This window comes from Faecalibacterium sp., assembly GCF_052358865.1.
Lineage (GTDB): Bacteria > Bacillota > Clostridia > Oscillospirales > Ruminococcaceae > Faecalibacterium > Faecalibacterium butyricigenerans.
Window position 1 is genome coordinate 1 of record NZ_DAWCVJ010000019.1, and the last position, 26,235, is coordinate 26,235.

The 26,235-nt window shown below is 56.8% G+C and carries 30 protein-coding genes and 1 tRNA gene; 10 read left to right on the forward strand and 21 right to left on the reverse strand.

Translation table 11 applies throughout. From position 1 onward, the window contains the following. The first annotated feature begins 351 nt into the window (after positions 1 to 351). From galE to ACT8X9_RS04920, 3 genes are all read left to right on the forward strand, one after another. The gene (gene galE / locus ACT8X9_RS04910) at positions 352 to 1,377 is read left to right on the forward strand and encodes a UDP-glucose 4-epimerase GalE (protein ID WP_444268305.1); all 1,026 of its coding nucleotides are present in this window, start codon (positions 352 to 354) and stop codon (positions 1,375 to 1,377) included. Positions 1,378 to 1,588: 211 nt separating this feature from the next. After that, positions 1,589 to 3,928, forward strand: coding sequence for a ferrous iron transport protein B (gene feoB, locus ACT8X9_RS04915; RefSeq protein WP_444268306.1), 2,340 nt, complete (start codon positions 1,589 to 1,591; stop codon positions 3,926 to 3,928). A 123-nt stretch (positions 3,929 to 4,051) separates the two neighbouring features. Then, positions 4,052 to 4,489, forward strand: a complete 438-nt coding sequence (locus tag ACT8X9_RS04920; protein ID WP_444268307.1) for a MarR family winged helix-turn-helix transcriptional regulator — start codon at positions 4,052 to 4,054, stop codon at positions 4,487 to 4,489. Between the two features lie 101 nt (positions 4,490 to 4,590). Here ACT8X9_RS04920 and ACT8X9_RS04925 read toward each other — a convergent pair whose 3' ends face one another. Beyond that, positions 4,591 to 5,412: a DUF4097 family beta strand repeat-containing protein gene (locus tag ACT8X9_RS04925; RefSeq protein WP_444268308.1), complete on the reverse strand. Its 822-nt coding sequence runs from the start codon at positions 5,410 to 5,412 to the stop codon at positions 4,591 to 4,593. Positions 5,413 to 5,613: 201 nt separating this feature from the next. After that, positions 5,614 to 6,909 (reverse strand): trigger factor, encoded by a 1,296-nt coding sequence (gene tig / locus ACT8X9_RS04930; RefSeq protein ID WP_227621638.1) that lies wholly within the window; start codon positions 6,907 to 6,909, stop codon positions 5,614 to 5,616. A gap of 197 nt (positions 6,910 to 7,106) precedes the next feature. On the opposite strand from tig, the gene sdaAB reads away from it, so the two are divergent. The 3 genes from sdaAB to ACT8X9_RS04945 all read left to right on the forward strand — a co-directional run bounded on the left by sdaAB (position 7,107) and on the right by ACT8X9_RS04945 (position 8,875). Continuing rightward, positions 7,107 to 7,790 carry an L-serine ammonia-lyase, iron-sulfur-dependent subunit beta gene (gene sdaAB, locus ACT8X9_RS04935; protein WP_227621637.1) on the forward strand — a complete coding sequence of 228 codons (684 nt, stop codon included), beginning with the start codon at positions 7,107 to 7,109 and terminating at the stop codon, positions 7,788 to 7,790. A 3-nt stretch (positions 7,791 to 7,793) separates the two neighbouring features. Continuing rightward, positions 7,794 to 8,669 (forward strand): L-serine ammonia-lyase, iron-sulfur-dependent, subunit alpha, encoded by an 876-nt coding sequence (sdaAA, locus tag ACT8X9_RS04940; RefSeq protein WP_249233887.1) that lies wholly within the window; start codon positions 7,794 to 7,796, stop codon positions 8,667 to 8,669. Between the two features lie 129 nt (positions 8,670 to 8,798). Further along, a tRNA-Arg gene (locus ACT8X9_RS04945) sits at positions 8,799 to 8,875 on the forward strand. 274 nt (positions 8,876 to 9,149) lie between these two features. On the opposite strand, the gene ACT8X9_RS04950 is transcribed toward ACT8X9_RS04945, so the two are convergent. The 5 genes from ACT8X9_RS04950 to ACT8X9_RS04970 all read right to left on the reverse strand — a co-directional run bounded on the left by ACT8X9_RS04950 (position 9,150) and on the right by ACT8X9_RS04970 (position 10,941). Beyond that, positions 9,150 to 9,575 (reverse strand): hypothetical protein, encoded by a 426-nt coding sequence (locus ACT8X9_RS04950; protein WP_227611777.1) that lies wholly within the window; start codon positions 9,573 to 9,575, stop codon positions 9,150 to 9,152. A 120-nt stretch (positions 9,576 to 9,695) separates the two neighbouring features. After that, positions 9,696 to 9,962 (reverse strand): hypothetical protein, encoded by a 267-nt coding sequence (locus tag ACT8X9_RS04955; protein ID WP_133303647.1) that lies wholly within the window; start codon positions 9,960 to 9,962, stop codon positions 9,696 to 9,698. Between the two features lie 102 nt (positions 9,963 to 10,064). After that, positions 10,065 to 10,220, reverse strand: coding sequence for a hypothetical protein (locus ACT8X9_RS04960; protein WP_181567015.1), 156 nt, complete (start codon positions 10,218 to 10,220; stop codon positions 10,065 to 10,067). Further along, a complete protein-coding gene (locus tag ACT8X9_RS04965; protein ID WP_444268309.1) occupies positions 10,217 to 10,552 on the reverse strand; it encodes a hypothetical protein in 336 nt (111 codons plus the stop codon). The genes ACT8X9_RS04960 and ACT8X9_RS04965 overlap by 4 nt, the downstream gene beginning before the upstream one ends. A gap of 56 nt (positions 10,553 to 10,608) precedes the next feature. Further along, entirely contained in the window at positions 10,609 to 10,941 is a 333-nt protein-coding gene (locus ACT8X9_RS04970; RefSeq protein ID WP_444268310.1) for a hypothetical protein, read from the reverse strand. A gap of 351 nt (positions 10,942 to 11,292) precedes the next feature. On the opposite strand from ACT8X9_RS04970, the gene ACT8X9_RS04975 reads away from it, so the two are divergent. Together ACT8X9_RS04975 and ACT8X9_RS04980 are read left to right on the forward strand one after the other, a co-directional pair. Further along, positions 11,293 to 11,628, forward strand: a complete 336-nt coding sequence (locus ACT8X9_RS04975) for a helix-turn-helix domain-containing protein (protein WP_097785179.1) — start codon at positions 11,293 to 11,295, stop codon at positions 11,626 to 11,628. 155 nt (positions 11,629 to 11,783) lie between these two features. After that, positions 11,784 to 12,677: an Abi family protein gene (locus ACT8X9_RS04980; RefSeq protein ID WP_444268311.1), complete on the forward strand. Its 894-nt coding sequence runs from the start codon at positions 11,784 to 11,786 to the stop codon at positions 12,675 to 12,677. Between the two features lie 484 nt (positions 12,678 to 13,161). Here the strand turns inward: ACT8X9_RS04980 and ACT8X9_RS04985 are convergent, their stop codons facing one another. The 8 genes from ACT8X9_RS04985 to ACT8X9_RS05020 all read right to left on the reverse strand — a co-directional run bounded on the left by ACT8X9_RS04985 (position 13,162) and on the right by ACT8X9_RS05020 (position 17,024). Continuing rightward, a complete protein-coding gene (locus ACT8X9_RS04985) occupies positions 13,162 to 13,362 on the reverse strand; it encodes a hypothetical protein (protein ID WP_154277617.1) in 201 nt (66 codons plus the stop codon). Positions 13,363 to 13,538: 176 nt separating this feature from the next. Then, positions 13,539 to 13,751, reverse strand: coding sequence for a hypothetical protein (locus ACT8X9_RS04990; RefSeq protein ID WP_097785182.1), 213 nt, complete (start codon positions 13,749 to 13,751; stop codon positions 13,539 to 13,541). A gap of 146 nt (positions 13,752 to 13,897) precedes the next feature. After that, entirely contained in the window at positions 13,898 to 14,095 is a 198-nt protein-coding gene (locus ACT8X9_RS04995; RefSeq protein ID WP_097785183.1) for a hypothetical protein, read from the reverse strand. 33 nt (positions 14,096 to 14,128) lie between these two features. Then, positions 14,129 to 14,296, reverse strand: a complete 168-nt coding sequence (locus tag ACT8X9_RS05000; RefSeq protein ID WP_179860536.1) for a hypothetical protein — start codon at positions 14,294 to 14,296, stop codon at positions 14,129 to 14,131. Between the two features lie 6 nt (positions 14,297 to 14,302). Beyond that, positions 14,303 to 15,499: a DnaB-like helicase C-terminal domain-containing protein gene (locus ACT8X9_RS05005; RefSeq protein ID WP_444268312.1), complete on the reverse strand. Its 1,197-nt coding sequence runs from the start codon at positions 15,497 to 15,499 to the stop codon at positions 14,303 to 14,305. Beyond that, the gene (locus ACT8X9_RS05010; RefSeq protein WP_444268313.1) at positions 15,496 to 16,266 is read right to left on the reverse strand and encodes a DnaD domain-containing protein; all 771 of its coding nucleotides are present in this window, start codon (positions 16,264 to 16,266) and stop codon (positions 15,496 to 15,498) included. The genes ACT8X9_RS05005 and ACT8X9_RS05010 overlap by 4 nt, the downstream gene beginning before the upstream one ends. A gap of 4 nt (positions 16,267 to 16,270) precedes the next feature. After that, complete coding sequence (locus ACT8X9_RS05015; RefSeq protein WP_112116141.1) at positions 16,271 to 16,507, reverse strand: helix-turn-helix domain-containing protein; 237 nt, start codon at positions 16,505 to 16,507, stop codon at positions 16,271 to 16,273. 313 nt (positions 16,508 to 16,820) lie between these two features. Beyond that, positions 16,821 to 17,024, reverse strand: a complete 204-nt coding sequence (locus ACT8X9_RS05020; RefSeq protein ID WP_112116139.1) for a helix-turn-helix domain-containing protein — start codon at positions 17,022 to 17,024, stop codon at positions 16,821 to 16,823. 142 nt (positions 17,025 to 17,166) lie between these two features. Between ACT8X9_RS05020 and ACT8X9_RS05025 the strand changes: the two genes are divergently transcribed. Further along, the gene (locus ACT8X9_RS05025; protein WP_112116136.1) at positions 17,167 to 17,712 is read left to right on the forward strand and encodes a helix-turn-helix domain-containing protein; all 546 of its coding nucleotides are present in this window, start codon (positions 17,167 to 17,169) and stop codon (positions 17,710 to 17,712) included. A gap of 110 nt (positions 17,713 to 17,822) precedes the next feature. Continuing rightward, a complete protein-coding gene (locus ACT8X9_RS05030; RefSeq protein WP_444268314.1) occupies positions 17,823 to 19,253 on the forward strand; it encodes a site-specific integrase in 1,431 nt (476 codons plus the stop codon). Positions 19,254 to 19,678: 425 nt separating this feature from the next. Here the strand turns inward: ACT8X9_RS05030 and ACT8X9_RS05035 are convergent, their stop codons facing one another. The 6 genes from ACT8X9_RS05035 to ACT8X9_RS05060 all read right to left on the reverse strand — a co-directional run bounded on the left by ACT8X9_RS05035 (position 19,679) and on the right by ACT8X9_RS05060 (position 25,697). Further along, entirely contained in the window at positions 19,679 to 21,079 is a 1,401-nt protein-coding gene (locus tag ACT8X9_RS05035) for a site-specific integrase (RefSeq protein ID WP_444268315.1), read from the reverse strand. Between the two features lie 14 nt (positions 21,080 to 21,093). Next, complete coding sequence (locus ACT8X9_RS05040) at positions 21,094 to 21,399, reverse strand: helix-turn-helix domain-containing protein (RefSeq protein ID WP_113991784.1); 306 nt, start codon at positions 21,397 to 21,399, stop codon at positions 21,094 to 21,096. 372 nt (positions 21,400 to 21,771) lie between these two features. Next, positions 21,772 to 23,118: a DNA primase family protein gene (locus tag ACT8X9_RS05045; RefSeq protein WP_444268316.1), complete on the reverse strand. Its 1,347-nt coding sequence runs from the start codon at positions 23,116 to 23,118 to the stop codon at positions 21,772 to 21,774. Then, a complete protein-coding gene (locus tag ACT8X9_RS05050) occupies positions 23,081 to 23,536 on the reverse strand; it encodes a CHC2 zinc finger domain-containing protein (protein WP_444268317.1) in 456 nt (151 codons plus the stop codon). Before ACT8X9_RS05050 ends, ACT8X9_RS05045 begins: the two co-directional genes overlap by 38 nt. A gap of 189 nt (positions 23,537 to 23,725) precedes the next feature. Continuing rightward, on the reverse strand, positions 23,726 to 25,288 hold the full coding sequence (locus tag ACT8X9_RS05055) for a relaxase/mobilization nuclease domain-containing protein (RefSeq protein WP_444268318.1): 1,563 nt from the start codon (positions 25,286 to 25,288) through the stop codon (positions 23,726 to 23,728). Then, entirely contained in the window at positions 25,251 to 25,697 is a 447-nt protein-coding gene (locus ACT8X9_RS05060) for a plasmid mobilization protein (protein ID WP_117535524.1), read from the reverse strand. Before ACT8X9_RS05060 ends, ACT8X9_RS05055 begins: the two co-directional genes overlap by 38 nt. Between the last annotated feature and the right edge of the window lie 538 nt (positions 25,698 to 26,235).

Here is a 26,235-nt window from a genome sequence, read left to right on the forward strand (position 1 = left end):
CACCCGGAGTTCCCCTCCACGGTGCTGCGGGCGGGCAAGGTCTTCCGCGTCAACACCACCCTCCGCTTCTTCACCGGCCGTCAGTGCGGCCGTCTCTAAGCAAATATCAGCCGCAGCAAAGGGCAGCTCCTTTTATGGAACTGCCTTTTGCTGTTTTTTTGCGTCTCCTCTCCATGCGGCTCGGGGCAAAAATCGTTGCAGTTCATCAGACGAGAGAAAAAGATGCAACAAGAATACATCTTCATAAAAGAGCCGGTACTTGATTCTCGGCGCAAAAAGCGGTATCCTTTAGGCAGACGGGACGCAGAGGCCCCGCGCAGAGCAACATTTGTGATAAAAGAGGTATAGGACATGGCTATTTTGGTTTCCGGCGGCGCAGGCTACATCGGCAGCCACACCTGCATCGAGCTTCTGAATGCAGGCTACGATGTCGTTGTGGCGGACAATTACTATAACGCATCCCCCGTGGTCCTCGACCGGGTCAAGCAGATCACCGGCAAGGATTTCCGCTTCTATCAGGCCGACATGACCAAGCACGAGGATGTGGAGAAGATCTTCGCCGAGTGCCCCGACATCACGGCCGTCATCCAGTTCGCAGCCTATAAGGCTGTGGGCGAGAGCGTCTCCAAGCCCATCGAATACTACTACAACAACCTCAACTGCACGCTGGTCATTCTGGATGTGATGCGTCGGCACAACTGCCACAACTTCGTGTTCAGCTCTTCTGCCACCGTCTACGGCGACCCCGCCAGCGTGCCCATCACCGAGGACTTCCCGGTCGGCGCCACCACCAACCCCTACGGCACCACCAAGGCGATGACTGAGCGCATCCTCACCGATGTCTGCAAGGCCGACCCCACTCTGAACGTGGCTCTGCTGCGCTACTTCAACCCCATCGGTGCCCACAAGTCCGGCCTCATCGGCGAGGACCCCAACGGCATCCCCAACAACCTCATGCCCTACATCGCCAAGGTGGCCGTCGGCAAGCTGGAGAAGGTCCATGTCTTCGGCAACGACTACCCCACCCCCGACGGCACCGGCGTCCGCGACTACATCCATGTCGTTGACCTCGCCCGCGGCCATGTCTGTGCCATCAAGAAGCTGGAGACGAACTGCGGCCTCTTCATCTGCAACCTCGGCACCGGCAAGGGCTACAGCGTGCTGGACGTCATCCACGCATTCGAAAAGGCCTGCGGCAAGGCCATCCCCTACGTCATCGACGCCCGCCGCCCCGGCGACATCGCAGAGTGCTACGCCGACCCCACCAAGGCCAAGAACGAGCTGGGCTGGGTGGCTGAGTACGGCATCGAGGAGATGTGCGCCGACAGCTGGAACTGGCAGAAGAAGAACCCTGACGGCTACCACACCGCGAACTGAATAAAAAACGATAAGAGCCTGTACGGCGGGAGCTTCCCGGGTACAGGCTCTTATTTTTTGCACTTTTTCTGATATTCGAGGAAGGCGACATTATTTTTTCAGAGAGTAGTTCAGAACAGCCCCGTTTCTCTTGACAACGCCGGAAAGTTAGCCTATATTACTATTGTTAATGCAAACTAACAAACAAACGCGCTCGAGAGGAGCATTCCATATGACGTTGAAAGATTTGAACATCGGCGAGACCGCCGTGGTCGGGACCGTGGGCGGCGAAGGCGCTCTGCGGCAGCATTTTCTGGATATGGGGCTGATCCCCGGTGAGAAAGTCACGCTGGTCAAATTTGCCCCGATGGGCGACCCGATGGAGCTGAGTATCCACGGCTACGAGCTGACGCTCCGGCTGGACGATGCCGCCCGCATCGGGGTGACTCTGGCCAAAGCCCCGGCGGCGAAAAAGGCGGAGGCAGAAAGTGAAAAGCCGGTGGAGCACCCGGGCCTCGGCGAAGGCGGACGCTACCACACCAAAAAGGGCGAGAACCCTCTGCCCGACGGCACGACCCTTACCTTTGCACTGGCGGGCAACCAGAACTGCGGCAAGACGACCCTCTTCAACCAGCTCACCGGCTCCAACCAGCACGTCGGCAATTTCCCGGGTGTGACGGTGGACCGCAAGAGCGGTGCGATCCGGAACAACCCGAATACGGAGGTCACAGACCTGCCCGGCATCTACTCCATGTCGCCTTATACCAGCGAGGAGATCGTGACCCGGCAGTTCATCATCGGTGAGAAGCCCACGGGCATCATCAATATCGTGGACGCCACCAATATCGAGCGGAATCTGTATCTCACCATGCAGCTCATGGAGCTGGATACGCCGATGGTGCTGGCGCTGAACATGATGGACGAGATGCGCGGCAACGGTGGCACCGTCCGCATCAATAAGATGGAGGCCATGCTGGGCATCCCGGTCGTGCCCATCTCTGCGGCAAAGAACGAGGGCGTGGACGAGCTGGTGGATCACGCGCTCCACGTCGCAAAGTATCAGGAGCGGCCGGGCCGGATGGATTTCTGCGGCGAGGAGGATCACGGCGGCGCAGTCCACCGCTGCATCCACGGCATCATCCACCTGATCGAGGATCACGCCAAGGCCGCAGGCATCCCGGTGCGCTTTGCGGCCACAAAGCTCGTGGAGGGCGACCAGCGCATCGAAGCGGCCCTGAAGCTCGACCAGAACGAAAAAGAGATGATCGAGCACATCATCGTCCAGATGGAGCAGGAGCGGGGTCTGGACCGCGCCGCCGCCATCGCGGATATGCGGTTCCACTTCATCCACCAGCTGGTGGAGCAGACCGTCGTGAAGCCCCGCCAGAGCAAGGAGCAGCTCCGCTCGGCCCGGATCGACCGGTTCCTCACGGGCCGCTATACCGCTATCCCGGCCTTTGTGGGCATCATGGCGCTGGTGTTCTACCTCACCTTCGGCGTCATTGGTCTGGCGCTCCAGAACCTGCTGGAAGTGGGCATTGATGCCCTGACCGTCGCAATGGACTCCACCCTCACGGCGTGGAACGTCAACGCAGCCGTCCACTCGCTGGTCATCGACGGCATCTTCACCGGTGTGGGCAGTGTGTTGAGCTTCCTGCCCATCATCGTGACCCTGTTCTTCTTCCTCTCTCTGCTGGAGGATACCGGATACATGGCCCGCGTGGCATTCGTGATGGATAAGCTTCTCCGGCGCATCGGCCTCTCGGGGCGCAGCATCGTGCCGATGCTCATCGGCTTCGGCTGCACCGTCCCCGGCGTCATGGCCAGCCGCACCCTGCCCTCGGAGCGTGACCGCAAAATGACCATCCTGCTCACCCCCTTTATGAGCTGCTCGGCTAAGCTGCCCATCTACAGCCTGTTCGCGGCGGCCTTCTTCCCGGAGCACGCGGCTCTGGTGATGGTCAGCCTCTATTTCCTCGGCATTGCGGTGGGCATCCTGATGGCCATCCTGCTGAAGGGCACCGTCTTTAAGGGCGAGGCCGTCCCCTTTGTGATGGAGCTGCCCAACTACCGCCTGCCCGGCCTCAAGAATGTGGTCCAGCTGCTCTGGGAAAAGGCCCGTGATTTCCTCCAGCGCGCCTTTACGGTCATCTTTGCGGCGACCATCATCATCTGGTTCCTGCAGAGCTTCGACCTGCGGCTCAGCCTCACCACTGACCCGCAGCAGAGCATCCTTGCGTGGCTGGCCAGCGGCATCGCGCCGCTGTTTGCGCCGCTGGGCTTTGCCGACTGGCGGGTGTCCACGGCTCTTATCACCGGCTTCATGGCCAAGGAGAGCGTCGTTTCGACCCTCACCATCCTCTATGGCTCCTCTGCGGCCTTTGCCGCCGCGCTGTCTCCGGCGGCGGCTGCGCCCCTGCTGGTGTTCTGCCTGCTCTATACGCCCTGCATCGCGGCGGTGGCCTCGGTCAAGCGGGAGCTGGGCGGCAAGTGGGCCTTTATCATGGTGGCAAATCAGTGCATCGTAGCATGGCTGGCGGCCTTTGGCACGCGGCTCATCATGATGCTGTAAAGAAAACGGAAACAGGGAGCGGCCTTGCGCGGGCCGCTCCTTTTTTCTTGACATTCCGGCGGCGCTGTGCTATCATTGCTTCAAATTTGAACGATACAATTTTGAATCACAAGGAGGCAACCCATGAACACCCCGGGCATCGAATTCGGGCGAAAGACCGCAGCGGCCTACGCTGCCCTCTGCAAACCCCTGTGCCAGAAGCTGCACCTGACCCAGACGGCCTTTGACATCCTGATGTTCCTCGCCAATAACCCCGGCTACCAGACCGCCAGCGACGTGGTGGAGATGCGGAAGCTGAAGGCTAACCTCGTCTCGGTGAACATAGACCGTCTGGTGCAGGAGGGCTATCTTGTCCGCGAGGCCGACCCTGCTGACCGCCGCCGCACCCTGCTGCGCTGCACCGAAAAGGCACAGCCCATCATTGTGCGGGGCCGCGCTTTGCAGGAGGGGTTCGGCCAGAAGCTGCTCGAGAATACCACCGAAGCCCAGCGGAAAGCTTTCTGCGAGACGATGGACATTATGAACAAAAATCTGGATGCAATTTTGGAGAGAGAAGCATGAGCGTTTTATCCTCGGCGTGGTGGTCATGGGCTTCAACGCGCTTGCCGGATAAAAAAGAAATGCCTGTGCGGCATCTGCTGCACAGGCATTTTTCAGTCGATTTAACGGACAAATTCCACATCCACGTCGCCGTTCTGGGTGGCGAGGCTCAGCTTCTGGGGGGCGCCGGCATTCTGCTGCAGAGCGTCCTTGCCGCTGAGAAGGAAATTGCGGTCGTTGGAGTCAGAGACCCGGATCCTGCCGCCTCCGGCGGTGAGGTCAAAGCCGTAAGCGCTGCTGTCGCCCACCACCGAGCCGGTGATGCTGCCGTTCTGGACCTTGGCGTCGCAGACATTGGCGGAGATGTTCTCCAGCTTGAGGGTGCCGCTGTTCTGGATGGTGGCGGCCACGTTCTGGGAGGTGACGCCGCTCAGGGTGATCTTGCCGTTGCGGGTGGTGCCGTTCAGGGAGGTGCCGTTGAAGTTCGTCACCTCGATGCGGCCATTATCGGTGGTCAGAGCGGCCGTCTGGGCCGAAACGCCGTCCAGCGTGATGTTGTCGTTCGTCGTGCTGACGGTGAGGCTGGCCAGCGTCTGGCGGGGCACCTGAAGCGTCAGGGTGCAGGCGCGGGTGTCGGTGCTCTTGATGGTAAGGGAGGTGTTCGGCTCCCGGGTCTTGGTCACGGTGAGGGTGCTGCCCGCCACCGAGAAGTCGTAGAGCTTGGAGCTTTCGAACGCATAGCTTGAGGTGTAGGTATAGTCGGCGTGGATGTGGTCGGTGTCTGCGGCCTGCAGCACGACGGCGGCGCTGCTGTCCTGCACCACGATGGTGCTGATGCCGGCCGGTGCGTCATAGCCGACGCTGTAGGTGGACACAGCTGCAGCGCCGCAGAGCAGCGCCGCCGCTGTGGCGGCTGTCAAAAGAGCGAGAAGAAACTTTTTCATAAGGAAAACCTCCTGTCGCAAAGAGAAGACCGGATGAGGGGATCGCCCCGCAAAATTTTTATGTTATCTGCCCGGGACCCGGCTGCGCCCGGACAAACTTTTTCACCTTAAAAATACCGCAGCTTGGGGAAAAAGTCAAGAGCCAAAAAATGAACAACAAAAAACGCCTGCACGGCGGTGCAGGCGCAAAGGACAGAAAAATTATTTTTCCTCAATGGTGGAGTGCTCGATGACGTAATCGGCAGCGCGGCGGATGCCCTCGTTGCGGCGCATGGCCTCTACGTTGGTGGCAGCCTTGATCTCCTCGAGGGTCTTTTTGGTGCGCTCGGCACGCTCGGAGAGGGTCTTGTCGATCTCCTCCTCGGTGGGCAGGAGGCCCTCGCTCTGGGCCACCTGCAGCAGGGCCATCCGGGCGCGGGTGTTCTTCTCGGCCACGGCGCGGACGGCGGCGGTGAAGCTCTCGCGGGTCTGGTGGACCTGACTGAGGTAACGGTCGAGGCTCAGGCGCTGCATCTGCAGCTGCTGCTGGAACCGCTCCATCTCCTGCTGGTAGGCCGTCTCCACGAGGACGCTGGGCAGCTCGCCCTCAGCGGCGGAGGCCAGCTGGGTGAGGATGGCGTCCTTGGCGCGGTTGAGGGCGCTGGCGTGCTTGCCGTCGTGGAGCTGCTGACGGATCTGGGCGCGGAACTCGTCCATCGTGTCCACATTGCCGGCCTTCTTGGCAAAATCGCTGTTCAGGGCGGGCAGCTGACGGACGCAGACGTCGTGCAGCTTGATCTTAAAGACCACGGGCTTGCCGGCGAGGTCGCTGACATGGTAGCGTGCCGGGAAGGTGACGAAGATGTCGAACTCCTCGCCGCCCTTGTGGCCGAGGATGCCCTCCTCGAAGCCGGGGATCATCCGGCCGCTGCCCAGCTGCAGGGTCTGGTTCTGGGCGGTGCCGCCGTTGAACGGCTTGCCCTCCAGCAGGCCCTCGTAGTCGATGTGGACGATGTTGCCCTTGACGGCAGGACCCTTGTGGGGCACCAGCTCGGCAGAGACGGCACGGCGGCGCTCCAGCACGGCGTCGATCTCCTTGTCGGTGACTTCCGGAGTGACGCACTCGGCCTTGAAGCCGGTGGTCTGGGTCAGCTTCAGCTCGGGCTGCAGAGCGGTGGTGGCGGTGGCCACGAAGCCCTCATCCTTCTTCACGCTGACCAGATCGTACACCGGCTCGTCCACTGCGTGGAAGCCGTGTTCTGCCATCGCTGCGTCGTACAGCGCCGGGACGTCCTTGTCCATCAGGTCGTTGATGGCGTCATACCAGAAGGTGTGCTCGCCGCGGTCGGCCTCGATCTGGGCGCGGTCAGCCTCACCCTTGGCAAAGCCTTTGATGGTGTACGTTGCGCGGGTGCGCTCGTACACGGCGTTGGACGCAGCTTCCAGCTCCTCAGCCGAAGCGCTGAAAGTCATTTTGCAGACACTCTTTTCGGGAGTTTCCACGCTTACCAGTTTCATAGGTTCTACCCTCCGTGCTGCCCCCTGAAAGGGCAAATTCAAAGCATTATGAAGTTATTATAGCACAACAAGCTCAAAAGCGGTATAATAAAAAGAAAGAAAATCTGTTCTTTTGTCAGCTGAGGCAGCCCGGGGCGGGTCTGCGGGGCAGAAAACAAGGCCCAAAACGCTGCAAAACGGAAGGAAGTGTACATCTCATGCGTCTTTTCGACGTTCTCGGGCCGGTGATGATCGGCCCCTCCTCCAGCCATACGGCGGGCGCGGCCCGCATCGGCTACACGGCCCAGAAGCTGCTGGGCGACATCCCCGCAGAGGCGGACATCGGGCTTTATGGCAGTTTTGCCACCACGGGCCGGGGCCACGGCACCGACCGCGCACTGGTGGCGGGCCTGTTGGGCCTCCGCCCGGACGACCCCCGCCTGCCGGACAGCTTTGCACTGGCCGAGGAGGCCGGGATGAAGTTCACCATCCATCCGGTGGAGCTGCGCGCCGCCCACCCCAATACAGCAGTCCTTACCTTAAAGAGCAGGACGGGCCGCACCCTCACCCTGAAGGCGGCCTCCGTGGGCGGCGGGCGCATCCGCGTCACCGAGATCGACGGTGTGCCCGCCGACTTTGGCGGCGACAGCAACACCCTCATCATCCACAACGAGGACACCCCCGGATGCATCGCCGAAGTCACCATGTCGCTGGCCCAGCGGCGCATCAACATCGCGTCCATGCAGGTGTTCCGCGCCGCGACGGGCGGCTACGCCGTCATGGTGCTGGAGTGTGACTCCCATATCCCCCATGTGCTGGAACAGCAGATGGCCGTGATGCCGGGCATCCGCAAGGTCACCTGCCTGAACATCGACGAGCCGGAAGAATCTGAGGAGGGCTGAGACGTGTCGTTTTTATCCTGTGAAGAGATGCTGGCTGCAGCCAGCAGCCAGAAGATCTCCCTGTCGGAGGCCATCCTGCGCAGCGACCTGGCCGAAAGCCGCCTCACCGAGGCCCACAGCCGGGAGATGATGCACCATCTGTGGCAGGTGATGCAGGCCACCAGCCGGGACTATGACCCCGCCCAGCGCAGCCGCAGCGGCCTTTCGGGCGGCGACGCGGCCAAGGTGGAGCAGGCGCACCAAGAAGGCAGGAGCTTCGGCGGCGATTACCTCGCCGCTGTGACGGCGGAGGCCCTCAAGACCGCCGAGTGCAATGCCTGCATGAAACGGATCGTCGCAGCCCCCACGGCGGGCAGCTGCGGCGTTCTGCCCGCCGTCCTGCTGCCGCTGGCCCGCAGCGGCGAGGCGGACGAGGAAGCCATCTGCGACGCCCTCTATGTAGCCGCCGGCTTTGGGCAGGTCATCGCGGCCCGCGCCACGCTGGCGGGCGCGGAGGGCGGCTGTCAGGCCGAGGTGGGCGCTGCCAGCGCGATGGCCGCTGCTGCGCTCTGCCACCTCAAGGGCGGTGCGCCCGAGCAGTGCGCCGCCGCTGCCGCAATGGCACTGGGCAACCTGCTGGGCCTCGTCTGCGACCCCGTGGCCGGCCTCGTGGAAGTGCCCTGCATCAAGCGGAATGTGGTCGGCGCAGTGAATGCGGTTTCTTGTGCCAATATGGCCCTCGCCGGGGTGGACTACGCCATCCCCTGCGACGAGGTCATCGACGCGATGGGCCGCGTGGGCAGCCTGCTCTCCCCCGACCTCCGGGAGACGGGTCAGGGCGGTCTTGCCGCCACGCCTACCGGCGTCCGAATCGCCCAGACCCTCGCAGAGCAGGGCTGATGCAGGAAAGATAAAAGAAAAGTAGATGAAAAGACGCTCTTTTTCGAAAAAGCCAAAAATATTTCCGAAAAAGTGTTGACAAAACCCCGGTTCGGTGATAAAATACATCATGTTCCGAACGGAACGTATGCGTTGGTAGCTCAGCTGGATAGAGTGACTGACTACGAATCAGTAGGCCGGGGGTTCGAGTCCCTTCCATCGCACCAAGTAAAATCCCACGATTGACCGTTGAAAATACGGTGTAAATCGTGGGATTTCTTGCTTTACATAGGCTTCAAAAGGGCTGGAAAGTGCCTCGTTTGTGCCTTACTACCCCAAAAACTACCTCTTGTGTGCCTTACCGTGTGCCTTGTGTCGGATGCCCGGCGGGGCGGGTGTTTTCGCCTGTTCATCGCCTGTTTGGGGCAAAGAAAAAGCCTGTCCGGTGTGTAGCCGGGCGGGCTTTCGTGCTGTCTGTAGGTGCTGCGGCTCTATCGTGGGTCATGCACTCTGGGCGGTGGGCTTCTCTTTTTCAGTCTTGGCAAGGTAGTTGTAGGCCATGCGGCAGACACCCTCCTCGGTGTAGTAGTCCCCCAAGAGGTCCGCAACCTCTGCCCATGTCAGGCAGCGGACAAAGCGCAGACGGAAGATCAGATACAGGCGTGCGTCCTGAATCGTGGAGCAAAAGGCAACGGCCTTATCTCGCTCCTGTTCGGCCTGTTCCTCAAGGTAGGTGATTCGTGCATCCATGTCGGCGATCTCAACGGCCAGCCGCCCGGTGCTGTCTTTCACGCCGGATGCGTGGGGCATACCGTTCAATGAGGGTGCAGCGGGTTCGGCTCGTTCACGCAGGAACTTCAAAGCCTCACGGTTCTTTTGGATGGTCTCATTCAGGTGGAAGTAGCGAGAGATCTCTGTGAGTGTCATTGTTTCCCCTTTCATCAATTCGACTGCGCCTATTTTACCACAGAAGAAACCAAGAATCTATCATAGAACGATGAAAAACACCCTCTGCGGCCGTTTGTGGGCTGTCAGAGGGTGTTTCTGTCACTGTTCGATGGTCTGTGCCTTGCGCTTCCGCCGGGCGCGTTCTTCCCGGATGCCCTGCACCCTGCCAGCGTTCCAAAGGGCGGTGATAAGCCCCATGAAGCGATATGCGCCTGTTAGGCCAAATTCATTGGGGACTTCTGTAATGGCGTTGAAAAGCTGACTTACTTCCTTGAGGGTCTGGGACGAACTCCACAGCCACGACATTTTCACGGCTTCTTCTGCGGTAACGGTGGGAATTCTGGGGGTGCAATCAGAGTGCTGCATAGTGTACCTCGCTTTCATAATTCAATTAAAGTGCCGGAAATTTTCTCGGCTGGCTGGGTAAAGATAGGGCTTGTAAAGCCCGCTGCCAGCCCGGCGGAGGCTTTACAGTACCTTGGGCGTGTTCGGCATGGCTTCTGCTCTCTGGGGCTGCTGCGCTGCATCGTGCAGCGCATGGAGATAGGTCAACAGGCGGTCTTTGTCGGCGGCTGACAGGCTGCGGACACGGCAGAGGACTTCTTGCCACTGGGCTGCTGTCATACCGCTGCACCCCCTTCCAGCAGCTTGGCCACGCTCTTGCCGGCCTTTGCTGCGGCTGCATCCAGTGCGGCCAGCTTCCACAGAAAGCCGGTGTCAACCTTGGCGGTCAGGCTCTCACCCTTGTGGATCGCTGACACGGTGTAGCCCTGCTGGGCGTACTGCTGCCGGATCCAGCTCTGCGGGGTCTGGTTCAGGTGGTCGAGCGTGTTCATCCGGCCACCATCCAGCACGATGCTTTCCCGGTGCAGGGTGCGGGGCTTTGCTTCCCGCTGGTCGATGTACTCCACCTCGAAGGAGTGCAAGCTGATTTTCTTCTCCAACTTCATGGTCATATCCTCCCATCATGCCCGGCGGGCTTCCATCTTCCCGCCGGGGGTCTCTGCTCGTGTTACAGGGCTTCCAGCGGCTGCACCTGCGATGCACCGAAGAACGATGCCCGGTAGGTCTGGCCGTCTCCCTTGCTGCTGTGGATCAGCACCGCCTGAAACAGAGCCTTTGCACCATGCTCCACCATGTACCCGGCGGCTTTCCAGCCCGCCCATGTGTTCACAGGCTCGGTGATCCTGGCGGCCTGCTGGGCTTCCTCGATGCGCTGGGCGTTGACCGGGGCGGCCTTTGCACTGTTCCATGCCCGGTGCAGGGCTTCGGCAAAGCTGCTCACGCCTTTGCGGTACAGCTTCCACGCCTTGTGCATGATCTCGGAGAGATTGTACTTCTTCATTCTGTCCTCGCTTTACTTTGCGGGTCAGCTCCTGTATAATGGGCTTGACCCTTTGGTGGGTTTGGCTCGGTGATGTAGTTGGTAGCTCGCACCGGGCCATTTTCTTTTATACAGCTTTCAGGAAGTGGGTTACTGTCTTAGCTGGCGTTCTGCTCTTGCGCTCCCGGTACATCCTTCGCCCCTTGCCTTCCGGTCGTGCTTCCCTTGCTGTGTCTATATTATAGCACTAGTATCTCGTGTATTCTATTGACGAAATGCACGAATATCAAGTGCTGTTGCTGTGTATATTTGAACTTGATTCTAGTGCAGCTTCTGGATATAATAGAAAGGGATAGAAAGGAGTGAAAGCACATGGCGATACAGTATAAGGCTGATGTTTTGGCATTGCTGAAAGCGGCTGGGTATCCATCAACCAGAATCCGAGCAGAAAAGCTGCTGGGGCAGTCCTATGTTCAGCAACTGCGAAAGGGTGAATTGATTTCATGGGCTGCGCTGAACACGGTTTGCCGCTTGCTCGACTGCCAGCCGGGTGATCTGCTGGAGTATGTGGCCGATGAGATTCCGAACGCTGAAACAATAGCAGCCATCAAGGAACTGGACAACGGCGGCGGTGAGCATTTTACTGGCTCAACAGAGGAACTTTTCAAAAAGATTCTCAGTGAACCTGATGAAGCTACCGGGAAATGACGATTTTTTGTCGTTGAATCGTTCTGCACTTTATTTTGGGGCTTGACAAAGGCCCGCCCATCGGGTATAATGCCATTAATGAAACCCGACCGGCCTCTCAACGATGCGCATTAGGTCGGGTATTTTTTTGTTTATAAGACATTGGAAGTGAAACCATGCCAACAACAGACCAAACAAAACCGTTCAAGAGCTATGATGAACAAATCGCGCTGCTTCGTGAAAGAGGGCTTATCATCACAGATGATGTCTATGCCCGCGATGTCTTGAAGCGGATGAACTATTATCGGTTCAGTGCGTACTCGCTGACGCTGCGAGAGAATGACCGATTCTTTCCAGAGGTCACGCTTCAGGACATGGTAGCCCTTTATGACTTCGACCAAGAGTTTAGAAGTCTTATCTTCAAGTATGGAGCTATCGTTGAAACGGTCGCCAGAGCGTATATCGCCTACTACCACGCTCAGCAGCACGGCCCGCTGGGGTATCTGAATAACCAGAATTTTGAGGTTGAACAGTATCATGCTGTATTTCTGAGTACTCTCAACAGGGGGATTTCCAGATCTGAGGAGCCGTTTATTATCCATCACAAGCGCGATAAGCGGGGCGTGTATCCGCTTTGGGTGGCTGTCGAGGAAATGACATTCGGCACACTCTCACAGTTCTACAAGAATATGTTGGAAGCGGACCGCGAGGGGATTGCACAGCAGTATTTCGGCCGCAAGTCTGTTTACATTGAGAACTATCTGCAATGTGCCGTTGTCGCTCGGAATATCGCCGCTCATGGTGGCCGTTTCTATAACCGCACCAGACTCAGCCCGGCGGTCAAGCTGCCGTTGGTTATGCGCCGTGCACATGTGGATAACAGCTCTCCGTTTGCGTACTTCTATGCGATCTTTGAGCTGCTGCCGGATGCCGAAAAATTTAACCTCATTCGCGCAATGGAAAAGCTGTTCAAGAAGTACCCGGCGGCGGAGCCGTCCCGAATGGGCTTCCCGGTAAACTGGAAGGCGTTGTTGAATCTTCCAAGTGAACCGGAAGAAGCAGATACTTAATCCGCCAGAGGACGGAACAGGCAGCCGTCACCCTTTGTTTGGAGATGCGGGAAGCGTCACCCCGCCTGGCAATAGGTCGTTGCAGAGATGCAGCGGCCTTTTGTTTTTGCACCATGCAGGAACCGCCCGCCGGGACTGCCTGAGCGAGAATAGAACCAACGGCAAGGAAAACACCCACAGAAAGAAGAAAAGCCCTCAGACACGCGCTGTCGCGGTCTGGGGGCTTTGTCATGCAGCGATTTTGTTGAGGTCAACAGAATCGCGTGGCTGAAGTGCAGCGCCCGGCGGGTGCTGCACGGTCAAAGGGTTTGGGATGTTGCCCAACAAGTTCTTGCAAAGCAAGAGGGCTTTGTATAGACAAAGACATTGCTTGCAAGGCTTTGTGCGTACAAAAGCACTGCTTGCAAATGCTAGGCCCCCTGCAAGGGCACACGGACTTTGGAACAAAGTCTAGTGTGTTACGCCTCGCCCGGCGGGGTGTAGGTTATTCGGAACTGCTGTCAGCGGATGAGGATGCGGCTTCAGCGTTCTTCCGCTGCTGATATTTTTCCCATGCATCATCCAGCAGTTCTCGTCCGTTTGGCATGGCGATGATCTGATAATAGAGCCGTAGACAGCCGCGAGCTAGAGTGTCAGCGACTTCCGGGGGGATTTCGTCAAGATGAATGTGAATATCATTGCCCATAGTCTTACCTCCTGAAATATCCTTTGTTTGTTTCATCAGCGGGTGCAAAGAGGATGCAGATCCGGGTGCAGGATGCGTAACGAAACGGTCAAATTTTCCCTATAAGACTAGCTCACAACAGGGGTCGACGAGCCCGCTAAGGACTAGGGTACCCGTTCCCAGTACCTTGAGGGGGCTTAGGGTGTGCGCCGGATGGGGCGGAGGAGCACAAACTTTGCAAAGAGGACGAATAGCCGCCGGGTCGGAACCCCTTCAACCATTACTCGTGCACCTTCGAGGCTGTAATACTTCCCATCTTTGGCAGAGAGTTCAGCAACGATACCTTTGGCGATTGCGTTGCAGACGTGCCAGCGGAGGCCGTGGCCGTTGATGGCGATGATGATTTTCATGTAGCTGTCCTCCTTGCATTAGTGGGCCGCCGGGCTTGAGATGGGCTGCCGGGTGTGATAGAATGGCTGCGGGATGTGGTCTGTCAATCGCTCCCGCCTGGCTGCCTTGCGAGTTCGCTGCTTGCATGGCGGCCTTTTGTTTTGCCCTATGGTCTGCCCTTCGTTTGCTGGCCGCTCTCGTTGCCTTTATGATTCGGATGGCGTGCGGCTCGGTATGCCTCTAACTCGGCCATGAGTTCCGGGCTTTGCTGGAACCGCTTGTGGAATCCGAGGAACACGCAGCCGATTCGCTCTGCTACCTCTGGCGGAATCTCGTTCACGTTGACATGGATGTTGGTGTTCATTGGCGCCTCCTGTTGTTGAGTGTGGTAAGCGGTTTAGTTGTGCATATACGGCAGCAGCATATGGTAGACCAGCTGCAAAACGTGCACCGGGATGCTCTGGCCGTGCTGCAAGGCGGTTTCGATACAGGCGATATACTGTGCACCGCTTGCGTCATAGTGGTACGGTTCCCGGCGGCGTGGTTTGTTCTGACTGTGCTTCATGTGTGTTCACCTCCCTTCCAGTTCACTCGTGACGGCGAGAAAGCGCTGGCGGGTCTTGTCGAAGGTCAAGGGAATTTCGCCAATTTTTCCTTCCTTATTCTTGGCCAGAATGGCTTGATACTCTTCCTTGTCAGCAGACAGGAGCAAAATAGCGTCTGCATCCTGTTCCAGCTGGCCGGATTCCTTCAGATCGGCGGTGCTGGGGGATGCGTGTGCAGCGTTGCGGTTCAGCTGGGCCAGAGCTACCACAAGGATTCCTGTGGTCTGTGCCAGTTCGTGTAGGGCGATGGAAATGCTGGTGATTTGCTGGTATCGGTCTTTTGCCTTGCTGGCGGTTAGCAGCTGCAAATAATCGATGAAAATAACCTGTGCTTTCATTCGCTGGGCCTGTGCCTTGATCCATCCCGTGCCCTTGCCGGATGCAGAGCGGATGAACAGCGGCAGCTTGTGCAGATCTGCAAGACTATCAAGGTCAGACTGTGGAACGGTCTTGCTCTTTACATCTGCCAGCGGAACCGCCAGACGGTTTGAAATGATGCGGGCGGTCAGGGTATCCGGGTCGGTTTCAAGGCTGAAATAACACACGCGTAAGCCCCGCCGGGCCTGCTCGCAAGCCATCTGCAGGGACAGGGCGGTTTTACCGGCTGATGGTCTGCCGCCGATGATGAACAGGTTACCCGGGGCAAGATGCAGGTGCTTGTCCAACACCGGGATACCGCTGGGGATGTACTTCGGCTTTTCATTCAACTTGCGGACATAGTTGTCTACCAGTTCCCCGATAGGCTTAAAATCCTGCTCCTCCCGGTCAAGGGTCAAGGCTTCGCCCATTTTGCTGTACAGGTCGGGCAGGTCTGCAAAGGTGGTCAGGCTGCTGCCTGCCTGAAGGGCCAAACTCTGGAACTGGGTCAAGGCTGCCTGTTCCCGAATGAGCTGTGTCCAGCTCTCCACGGTTTCACAGGTGATGCGGATGCATTCTGCTTCACACGCCTGTGCGCATTCCACAATGGCTGTGCTCTGCTCTGGATATCGGGCGCAAGCCTCCACAGCGTCCAGCTTCCCGGTCGCATTCCAAAAGCCAGACAGGGCGGCGAATACTGGTTGAAGATCCGCCGGGAAATATTCGATTTCCAAATCAGGCAGGGCATAGGGTGCAAGGTTGGGCTTTATGAGCAGGGCACCCAGTAAAATTTTGTATGTGTTCATGTTAGTACCTCCATTTTCTTTTCCTGCGGCGGTTCGGGCTTCCGCCGGGCCTCCCGGCGGGCTTCTACATCGCCCAATGTGCGAACCCCATCAGCCTGCCAGCCTTTCAGAATGCCGTCAACATAGCGCCACTTTCTCACGCCGTTTTCTGCGGCTTCATCAATGGCCTTGCAAATCAGCTCAGTTGAAAACGCTTCCCGGTAGCGTTGTAGCTTGTCCAGCGCAGAGCGGGGAAACTCGCCTATCTCGGCCTGAAAATGCTGTACGATCTGAGCAAGGTCTGAATCTGTCCGGGCTGCTGTTGTGGCGGCTTTCTTACAACTTCTTCCTGAGCTATGCTCTGCTATGCTATGCTGGGTTGTCACTTGGTTGTCAGATGGTATACCAATGGTATCCATTTGGTTGCCAGTTGGTATACCAAAGTTTGCTAAAATATAGCGTTTGTTCGCACTTTCTGTTAACTGCGCGAGTTCGTTTTGAAACGCAGTTGGTTTGTATCTGTCATTGCGTAAATTGTTGTTGGCTTTCCAATCGGTGATAACGAGCACTTTTGAAGGGAAAGAAATGACATATCCGGCGGTTTCCAAGGGCTTCAAATCACGAGCGGTGCAGCCAATAGAACGGATAATGGCGCGGGGGTTTGCTACAAACCCATCATCATCACCCTGCATACCAAGGTGAAAGTACAGGGCCTGCGATTTCAGTGGCAATTCCAGAAAGCTGTCTGTTTCAGTCACTGAACTTGAGAACATTCGTTTTACAGCCATTCGCTTACCTCGCCACCCGGCGGATGCCACCCACAGCTTCACCCTGTTCCGCCGGGATGGGGTCGCCTCGCTCAAAATACTGGGCCAAGCTGTTCATATTCACGAGCCAACGGTGACCGGCCACAACGTACCTGATCTTGCCTGTCCGGCAGAGGGTCCGAATATAGGTCGGCGGTAGACCGTAGATTGCGGCGGCGTCCTTCACGGTTTTCATGACCGGGTATCGGATTAAATTTCCCATTCGATTGCACCTCCTCGGTGTTGTTTGAAAGTTGATTTTTGATGCCGTGTCAGCAGTAAAGCACAAATCGAAAAATAATGCAATACCGCCAAAATTCGATTGGAAGTTGATGCCATGCAGCTTTGTTGGAAGCGGATCCTTTGCGCCAAAATCCATCTAGTGATATTGCGTGATACGCAGTATCCCATTTTGCAATTCCTTTACGTCTTTTTACAAGGCTTTACAGAGGGATGCCCACCTCAAAAATGGATTTTTGTGCTGATTTCGCACATCAAAAAATAATGATGAAATTGGCTCACTAAATCAATGAGATTTACTCACTGGCTTTTACGGTCAATTCTTCTAAGGGGATATCCAACGCAGATGCAATCCGTTTGGCACTATTTTTGGTAATACCGCGGCCACAGCGAGCGGCTCCAATGGTGGAGATAGAAACAGTGCTGAGACTGCTCAACTCTGCGATGGTGATATTTTTCTTTGCCATAGCGGCAATGACAGAAACGCGATCAAGAATCATAATTGAACCTCCGTGATAAGTTTGGAACTTTTTCGTTCTAAATAAATTATACGGTCTGCGAGAGGTTCAGTCAAGACCTTTTTTGAACTTTTTCATTGCGATTTGGAATCATTAATGATATAATGCAGCTGGAGGTGGTTTTGTGTCGTACAGCAAAGTAATTGGAGAAGCGATAAGGCAAGAACGAAAAAAACAAAAGTTGTCGATGGCTGAACTTGGTAGCAGAATGGGGATTTCAGGTTCTCTAGTTGGCAGATACGAGAGAGGCGAGGAAAACCCGAAGCTGGGAACGATTATGCGTTTTGCTGACGCTTTAAATATGGAGTGGGCCGAGTTGGCCTTTTTGTTGGCGGTTGCTGAAAATGGAAATGCGGGTATTGAAGCAGGCAAGGGAATGGATAAGCCTGACGAGCAAAATGAAAACTTGCAAAACATGGAACTTTTAATGCTCCAACTTAGCCCGGAGGGACAGCGCGTTGCATTAGAGCGTGTAGATGAACTGACTCAGCTGCAGAAATATAAACGTGATGCACAAAACTGCAGCATTTCAGAGGAAAAAGCTGCTATGTTGGCCAAAATGGTAGCTGACTATGCGGATAAAAATCTATCGGAAGATGATTTTGAAATAGTGGAGCATTCACTGAATGGACAAGAATCATCGCACTCTGTGGAAAGCGTAAATGAATAGTAAGGTACATTGCGCAGAATGCCCTTGATGCGGGCCTGATCGCGGCCAGATGAACGCACCGCCGGGGACAAAATGCACAAAAGACCATGCCCACAAAGGAGGGGTGACAGATGGCGAAAATCATAAAGCGCACAAAAAAGGACGGCACCTGCTCCTACTGCATCCGGGTTTCCAACGGCTATGATCGGCAGGGCCGTCAGGTGCTGGTCAACCGCACCTTCACTCCCCCGCCGGGCTTGACCGGGAAAAAGCTGGAAAAGGAATTGCAGCGTCAGGCAGATGCCTTTGAACAGGAAGTGCACAGCGGCATTTCTCTGGAAGCGTCCATGAAGCTGGATGACCTGATAGAAAAGTGGTTCACCGAGTACGCAGACCGCCAGCTGAAGCCCAAGACGGCCACCGAATACAGAAAGCTGGTGCCGCGTGTGTCTGCGGCTCTGGGGCACATGAAGGTCAACCAGATACGCCCGGCGCACCTCATGGCGTTCTATGCGAACCTGTCCGAGGACGGAGTGCGGCAAGATTCCACCTATACGGCAACGGCTGCGCTGCTGAAGCTGCTGCCGAAAGGCCAGCGGGCAAGGATCCGGGAAACCGCCGGGGTGGGCGAGGAAACCATGCGGGGGTTGTGTAGCGGCAAGCCGGTTAGCCATAAGACCGCCGAGAAGGTGGCCGATGCCGCCGGGCTGCCCCTGTCCAAAGCCTTTACCGAGAAGGTCAGGGCGGGCGGTAAGCTGGGCGGCAACACGCAGCTGCACTATCACCGCTTTTTGTCCAGCGTGTTTGAAAAGGCGGTCAAGTGGCAGCTGATCGATGAAAACCCCTGTCGGCGCACAGAAGCCCCCAAAGCGGCAGAAATCGAAGTGGAAGCCTTACAGGAAGAGGACGTTGCCAAGCTGCTGGAAGCCCTGCAGGACGCGCCAGCACAGTACAGCGTTATCACACAGCTGGCCTTGCTCACAGGTGCCCGCCGGGGCGAGATATGTGCCTTGCGCTGGTCGGACATTGACCTTGACGCGGGTGTGATCTCCATCAACAGGACGGTGCAGAACATTGCCGGGCGCGGCACAGTGTTCACGGCACCCAAGACAAAGCGCTCCCGGCGGTGCATCAAGATAGGCCCGGAGTGTGTGCAGCTGCTGCGGGAGTACCGCCAGCACCAAAAGGCCGAACGGTTCAAGGTCGGCTCCGAGTGGGTGCGCCGGGTGGAGATCGAGAACGGCAAGACGGTGGACAATGACCTGCTATTTACCCGCTGGAATGGTCAGCCGTTCGACCCCAATGCGGTTACAAGCTGGTTTCCGGGCTTTCTGGCCGCCCATGATCTCCCGGCGGTTCACTTCCACAGCCTGCGCCACACCAACGCCAGCTTGCTGATAGCGGCTCATGTGCCGGTTACAACGGTTTCGGGCAGACTGGGCCACGCAAAGACCAGCACCACCACGGACATTTACGCCGGGTTCATTCGTTCCAGCGATGCGGCGGCAGCGGACGCGCTGACGGACGTTTTCAGCCGTATCAAGGAAAAGTCACACGCATAACAAAAGACGGCCCACAGGGGCGTTTCTGCCGCCCTCGTGAGCCGTCAACTTTTTGCTTTTCTCATGGTGTCCGTTTTATGGGATGATGCACCCTCTGGAATGTGCCTTATTTGTGCCTTGTCGAATCGAAAAGAAGTGAAACGACAATGCACGAACAAGCACAAAAACAACGATGAATCTATATAAACTGCAATGACCAAAAACACCAAAACTCATATAAAGGCCCTCTACGAATCAGTAGGCCGGGGGTTCGAGTCCCTTCCATCGCACCAGAAAATGCCGTGAAATCGAAAGATTTCATGGCTTTTTTGTTTTTCTGGCAGAGTCTGCACACTTTTGCACATCTCCTGCACACTTTACAAAAAAGCCATGAACTCTTTGCATCGCTTGCACAGCGTGTATTTTGCTGCACAAAAAAGAATCTTTTACGCGAAGAGTACCCGCGTCAGCTCGCGGCGTTCCTCTGCGTCCATCTGCCGGATGGCTTCAAGAATCATTTTACCCGTGATTTTTGTTGCCACCGGCGTTTTGTTTTCCGGGGGTTCCTGCGGCTTTGCACCTGCTACGTCCTGCGAGTAGAAGTCGGCTTCAATCTTCTCGGTCAACTCCAACCGGGGCTTGTCCTGCGTGTGAGCGTAGGTGTCCATCAGGACGGTGGCGGTTGCATGGCCGGTGTTGCCCTGCACCGACTTGAAGTCACCGCCAGACTGCAGCAGCTGGTAGGTGGCACTGGAGTGGCGCAGACCGTGGAACACGATCTTCTCAAACTCCGGGTGCTCCGCCCTCCACATACGGTACCACTTGGTCAGAACGTCCGGGGCAATGGGTAAGCCGTCTGGTAAGCGGAACAGCTGACCGCAGTTGCTGTACTTTTCCGGGGCGCTTTGCTCGTCCTGCTTCATCTTTTCCAGCCATGCCAGAAGCTCCTCTTTCAAGGGCTTGGTCATGTACAGGATGCGGTTGGACTTTTTGGTCTTGGTCCGCTTGAGGATCAGCGAGGACTTGCTCCCCTCCCGTCTGTCCGGGAAGGTGTGGTAGATCTGGGTAGGATCAATCTTGGACAAGGCGACCTTGTCGGCACGCTGCAGGGCTTTGTTCACCGAGATGGTTCCCCGTCCGTCTGCTGCATCAAAGTCGAGGTCTCCCGGCTGCAAGCCGAGGATCTCACCCTCTCGCAAGGAGAGAATCATGCTCATGTGCACCGCCAGATGCAGAGCGGGGTTCTCAATGGTCTGCAGCGCCGCCAACATGGTGCGCTCATCCCAGATGGTGCGTTCTTCGGTGTTGATCTTGGGGGCTTCACGGGGAGTAGGCGATTTGTGAATCAGATCCCAGTCAACGGCATACGAAAAGGCGGTCTTCAGGAGCGTGTGGACTTCGTGAATGGACGTGCTGGATAACAGCCGTTTCTTCTGATTTTCCGTCAGCTCCTGCTTTTCGCCGTGAACGTACTGGCCGCAAGGGGTCTGGCTCAGGGTGGCGTAGAACTGCTCAATGTCGTAGGTGCGGAGGTCTTGCACCTTCCGCTTTCCGATATACGGCACGATGAGGTTCTGCACCATCGCCACAGATTGGGTGTAGGTCTTGGGAGACCACTTGTGTTTGCTGGACTGAATGGGGATCCACTTGTACAGCATCTCCTCGACCGTCATGGTGTCGGGCACGAGGAAGGTGCCGTCCAGCAGTTCCTTCTCCACCGTGATATTGCGCTCCTGCGCTTCGGCCTTGGTCTTGAAGGTTTCCCAGCCCTTGCAGGGCTTGCCAGCATGATCTTTGTAGTTGTATCGGACGGAATACGTGTTGCCACGTTTCATAATAGATGCCATAGATGTTCCCTCCCTCAGACCGCTGCAAACCAATCATCGAAGCTCTGCTTGCTTACCCGGATGCTGGTACCGAGGCGGATCACCTTGAAATCTTTCGTGGTGTTGCACAGATTGTACGCAGCACGGTTGGAGATCGCCAACAGTTGGGCGATCTCCTCCACCCGGTAAACGAGCGGGGCGTGTCGGACAGTTTTTCTGGTCTGGTCAGAAGGTTCTACGGCAGGGGTTTCGGACAATTCCATTGTAGGAGATTCGGGCGCGATTTTCAAGTCCTCACGGGTCAGTTTAGCGGAATTTTTGCGGACATTCGTCATAGGCATGTCTCCTTTGCACTTCTCCAGACCCGGTGCAGCTCCGGTTGAGCTGCACCCTTGTGGGCCGGTAAATATGTAAGGGCCTGCCGCTCCTGACCCGAAGCAGCAGCCCAAAAAAGTGCGAGAACTTGAATTTACGCGCCCCACGCGCCCCAAACTACACAAAAGTACCTTTCTGCGTGGATTTTACAGGGCGCATGGCTGGGATGGACGCGCCCTTTTGGGGCGCATCCGGGTTTCTTTCCCGCCCCGAAGGGCGCGTTGCCGCCCTGCATCCGCCCGGAAAGGGCAGATACGCGCCCGGAGAAAACAGCGATAACAAGTCAAAACCATGGCTTTAGGGCGCGTAGGGCGGGAGTTTTTCACTTTTCGTGTGTTTTATGCCGCAGCAAAGGCGGGGTGGACGCATACGCCCCGGAAGCCGCGGTACTTTCCCTCGATGTGCTTGGAGAAGGTCAGGCCATACTTCCCTGCATTTTTCAGCAGGAACTGGCTGAACTTCTTTTGCGGAACGGGTGATTCCAGATTATCCTCGCACCACTTGGTGTAGGCGCGGTAGAGATAGGTGGAGCGTTCCTCGGTGTCGGGCTTGAAGCGGACATACGCCGTTGCCTGCATGAACTGGGTCAGGTTGTCGCTGTCCGCCATGGCTGCTTCAAGGTTCTGGATGGAGCGCTCGCTGATGGTAAACTGATAGCGGTTCGCCAGCAGACGGTGTAACCCCTCCAGCATCCACAGCAGGATGCCGGGACGCTCCTCGGACAACTCTTCGATGAGGAAGGGATTATCCACCCGGGCAGGGTCACGGTCTTTCACCGTGATAAGAATCTGTCTGCGCCAGAAGCCGTCGCTGTCATCGTGAGCGGCCACAAGGTTGCCATTGCCGAAGCAGATGAAACGAACGTACAGCAAGCCTTGCACGGCCTGCTTATTCTTCCGCTCGATGCACAAACGGTCCTCGGCGGTGACGATGGACTTGATGTTCCGTGTTTCGGGCAAAGCCACCATGTTCAGATCGTCATCGACCATGACCAGCTTATACTCCAGATTTGCACTGGCAAAGCGGTTCGTTTCGATGCGGAGGATGGATTCGGAGTGAGAGGCTTCCCCGAACAGCTTCTTCAGCAGCAAGCCGATGCGGGACTTCCCCTCGCCGCCCTTGCCGGTCATGACCAGCATCTTCTGCGCCTTGGTAGACGGGATCAGAAGATAGCCGAGATATTCCTGCAAGGTCAGAATGTCCTCCGGGATGAGCAGACCGTCCAGAAATTCCAGCCACTTGGTCGGTGCGGGGGCATCGGGCTGGTATTCCACGGGGAGCCGGTTCAGGCAGAGCTCCTTTTCCGGCACAAAGCCCCGCTCATCCAGAAAGTAGGTTCCGTTCTGGAGATGGATGCGGTCAAGCTGGGGTTTCCATTCAGGGGTATAGGTTTCGATACGGAGTGCGTCCAGAACCTGCTTCTCCTTCTTGGCAAGGTTGTCGAGCACAAAGTCACGGAGGTCGCTGTGGACTTCGTAGAGCAGTGCGTCCTCGTCCACCTCGCCGTTCTGGTCGAACAGCTTCTGTTTCAGGCACATCATGGGGTGCTTCTCTAAAAGGTACTGGCAGTAAGCGGTTTCACGCACTTTGCCCTTGCTGTCTATCCAAGGGCATTCGCATTCTTCCTCTTCTTCCAGTTCGTCCTCATCACGCCAATCTTCGTTCCTCTTTTTCCAGTCGCTCATGCAATCCCTCCCAATACTTCCGTAGCTCGTTTTCGGTCTGCGGGTCCGGGAGCACCGAACAGTCCAGATAATATTCAACGATGTCAAGGTTCTTTATCGCTTCAAGGAAGCAGGGGTGAAGTTCTTCTGTGGGTGACTGCGGTGCATATCGGACCCGCCAACGCTGCAGACAGCGGTAATAGTCCAGCAGCTGCTGCCGGACGGTGGGCGGTCTGCGGGGAGCAAGACGCACCTTGCCGTCGGCAAGTGCCATGCCGAAATCGTTCTTCAACTTTTCCACAGCCTTGTAGGGAGAAAGTTGAAAAAGTCTGCCGACAAAATCGATCACATCGCCATCCGCCTGACAGGCGAAACAGTGGAAACGGCTGTCTACCTTCATGCTGGGGTGTTTATCCTCGTGGAAGGGGCAGCACATCATACCGTTTCGGTTTACGGCTAAGCCGTACAGCTCCGCTGCCTGCCGGGTCGAGATGGCGTTCTTTACGTCCGAAAAGACAGCGGTGCTACCCTCCGTCCCAATGGGTGGGGTACAGGCGAAAGGACGAAGCCCGGTGAGGGGCGTGGGTGAGGTTGGGTTTATTCACACATCGATCCGTCAGAGTGTTGTTCATTTGACCTCCTGCTGCGGTACGGCGTGGCTGCGCTCTTCCTTGCGGAAGAAGGCTTCCACGTTCTGTTGTGCGGTGCGGAGTTCACGCAGTTCAATCTGCGCTTTCTTGTAGCGGGTGTAGAACCCGTTTTTCTCCGAGGAAAGGGTCTGGTATTCGGCATCCAGTTTTTTGAGGTCCGGCAGCGTCCTGAGCCCATTGGCCTTGAAATAGGCACAAGCGGCCTCGTACACAGCAAACTCTGCACGGTGCTGCTCCTTGAACTTGGCGGGATTCCGCACAGTCTGGAGCTTCTGCGCAAGGGGCTTGTACTGCCGATAGACCACAAGATGCCCGCGCAGCTCCTTGAGGGAGACCATGCGGGCATCCAAGTCTTTGACCACCGCCAGTGCATCGTCGTGCTGGGTTTGCAGTTCGGCAATGCGCTGGTGCAGGGCATCTTCGCTGAGCAGCTTCTTCTCCTGCAGGAGACATAAGGTCTGCGACCAGCGTTTGAGGTTGAACTTTTTCGCCCAACGCTCATAGCCGATGCCCTTGCCCGCAGCAACGTTCGCCTGAATGTCAACCAGTTTCCTGATCTTATCCGGCTTCTGTTCGCTGGCGGGCTGGATGGTGACGGCAAGCTGGATGTTCTGGGAGAGGGTGGTCAGCACCTGTTCCTTTTCCAGCTTCTTGCTCAGTTTCTTGGCGGTGATGAACTTTGTCCGGCCGGGCGGGCAGTAGCTCAACCGGCCTCGGCTTTCCTTCACGGCGATGCCGTGTTCCTGCATGAGCAATGCAGAAAATTCCTCGAAGGTGGTGGTCTTGTTCAGCACGGAGTAGATCTGCTTTCGCAGCTTGTCCAGCTCGGTCTGGTAGACGGTCTGGGTGGGCTGCTGCCCTTCGGCGGCAAGTTTGGCGTTGGCATGGTCGAGGCGGCGTTGTCCGCGCCGCTGCGCCCAATACTCGCGCTCCGAAACATGGTCGCCTTGGGCTTCCAGCAAATTGATCTGGTTCAGGTCGGCTTGCTCGCACATCTCCATGACAGCGACACGAAGGTGCCGGAGTATGGCAGAAGTGCAGCGGTGCTTCTTGCCCGCTTCCCAGTCGCACGGCTTGTCCATGAAAGGCTGCCGTTCCACGGTGCGGACACGCAAGCTGCCGATGACGATGTGGACGTGGATGTTCCCGGCACTGTTGTGACCGTCCGGGTGGGTGCAGACGATGGCGGGATGACCGGGGAAGTTGTCCTTGCAGAACTGCAAGCCAAGGGCTTGTGCCTTCTCCATGGTCAGGCCGTTCTCTACTGCGTCCTTCGGGTCGAAGCTCACAATGTAGTGATGGGTCTTCACGTCCTCCCGCCCGCCGTTCTTGCCGTACTTGCGGTTGGCAATCAGGCAGGCCATAGCAAACGAAGATTCGCCGCACTCAAGGGTGTCGAGCAGGTACGAATCCCGCAGCTTGGGTCTGCCCTTCTCATCCAGAATGGGCAGACCGGTGTACTCGTTGTGCTGAAAGGTGAGATAGCTTTCGGCGGCGGCATAGTTAGAGTTTTTCGAGGTCAAATGCTTGATGGTTGCCATACAGTTCACCAACCGTTTCTTCGGCTTTCAGCCGAAAGTTCGTGAGTGCGGACAGTTCCTCCAGAATTTGCGCCCGGAGTTGCTCGGTGTCTTTGCCGCCAGAGTTGAAATGCCGTGCAAGCTGGTTGAGGTTGCTTCCTACCTTGCTGCACTGGGCAGACAAGGCGGCAAGCGCCGCCAGTGCATCCTCGCCGCCCTGCGCCACCACAACGGTGTGCTTGACGTTCACGCCGTACAGGACGCGGCGGACGAGTTCGGACTGGGTGAGGTGGAGTTCTTTGCAGGCGTATGCGATCCGCAGTTTTTCTTCTGCGGTCACCCTGACTTTGATGATGTGTGTCTTTCGTTTTCGCGGCGTGTCATTGCGGTTCTTCTTTGCGTGTACATTCGGACTTTTCATTTCAGCCATATTCGACCTCCTGTGAAAATGATAAATGCCCGCTCCGGGATGGAGAGGGCTATGTAATGCGACACGCCGCATTCGCACCAACGGTGCGAAACTAGAGCAGGGTTTGGGGAAGGCACTCCCCAACAAGGATGACTGAGTGGACAGCGATTTTTCAAGCATTGAAAATTTGTGGCCACAGGTCGATACTTGCTTTCGCCCTTTCCGTGCAACACTGAAAATTTCAGAAGTCGAACCGCAATGCACGTTGAAAATTTTGCAGAGCAAAACGTGTGAAAAAGCAAAGCCCCTGCTCATGGTCACCGTTCACACCGAACGCAGTTCCTGCCCCTGTTTTGCAGCGGCGTTGTCCGGCTCGCCCACAGAAAGCGTGAGGTCATGGCGCAGTATCTCGTTCAGACGGCTTATGTAAGATTCAAGGTACAGTATGAAGAAAGCCGGACGCAGTGCGGACACTACAGCCTGCTTCTTTCAAGCACAAGAATAACACTTTTCGGTTGTGCGGTCAACAACCAAAAACAAATTTTGGAAGATTGAACAA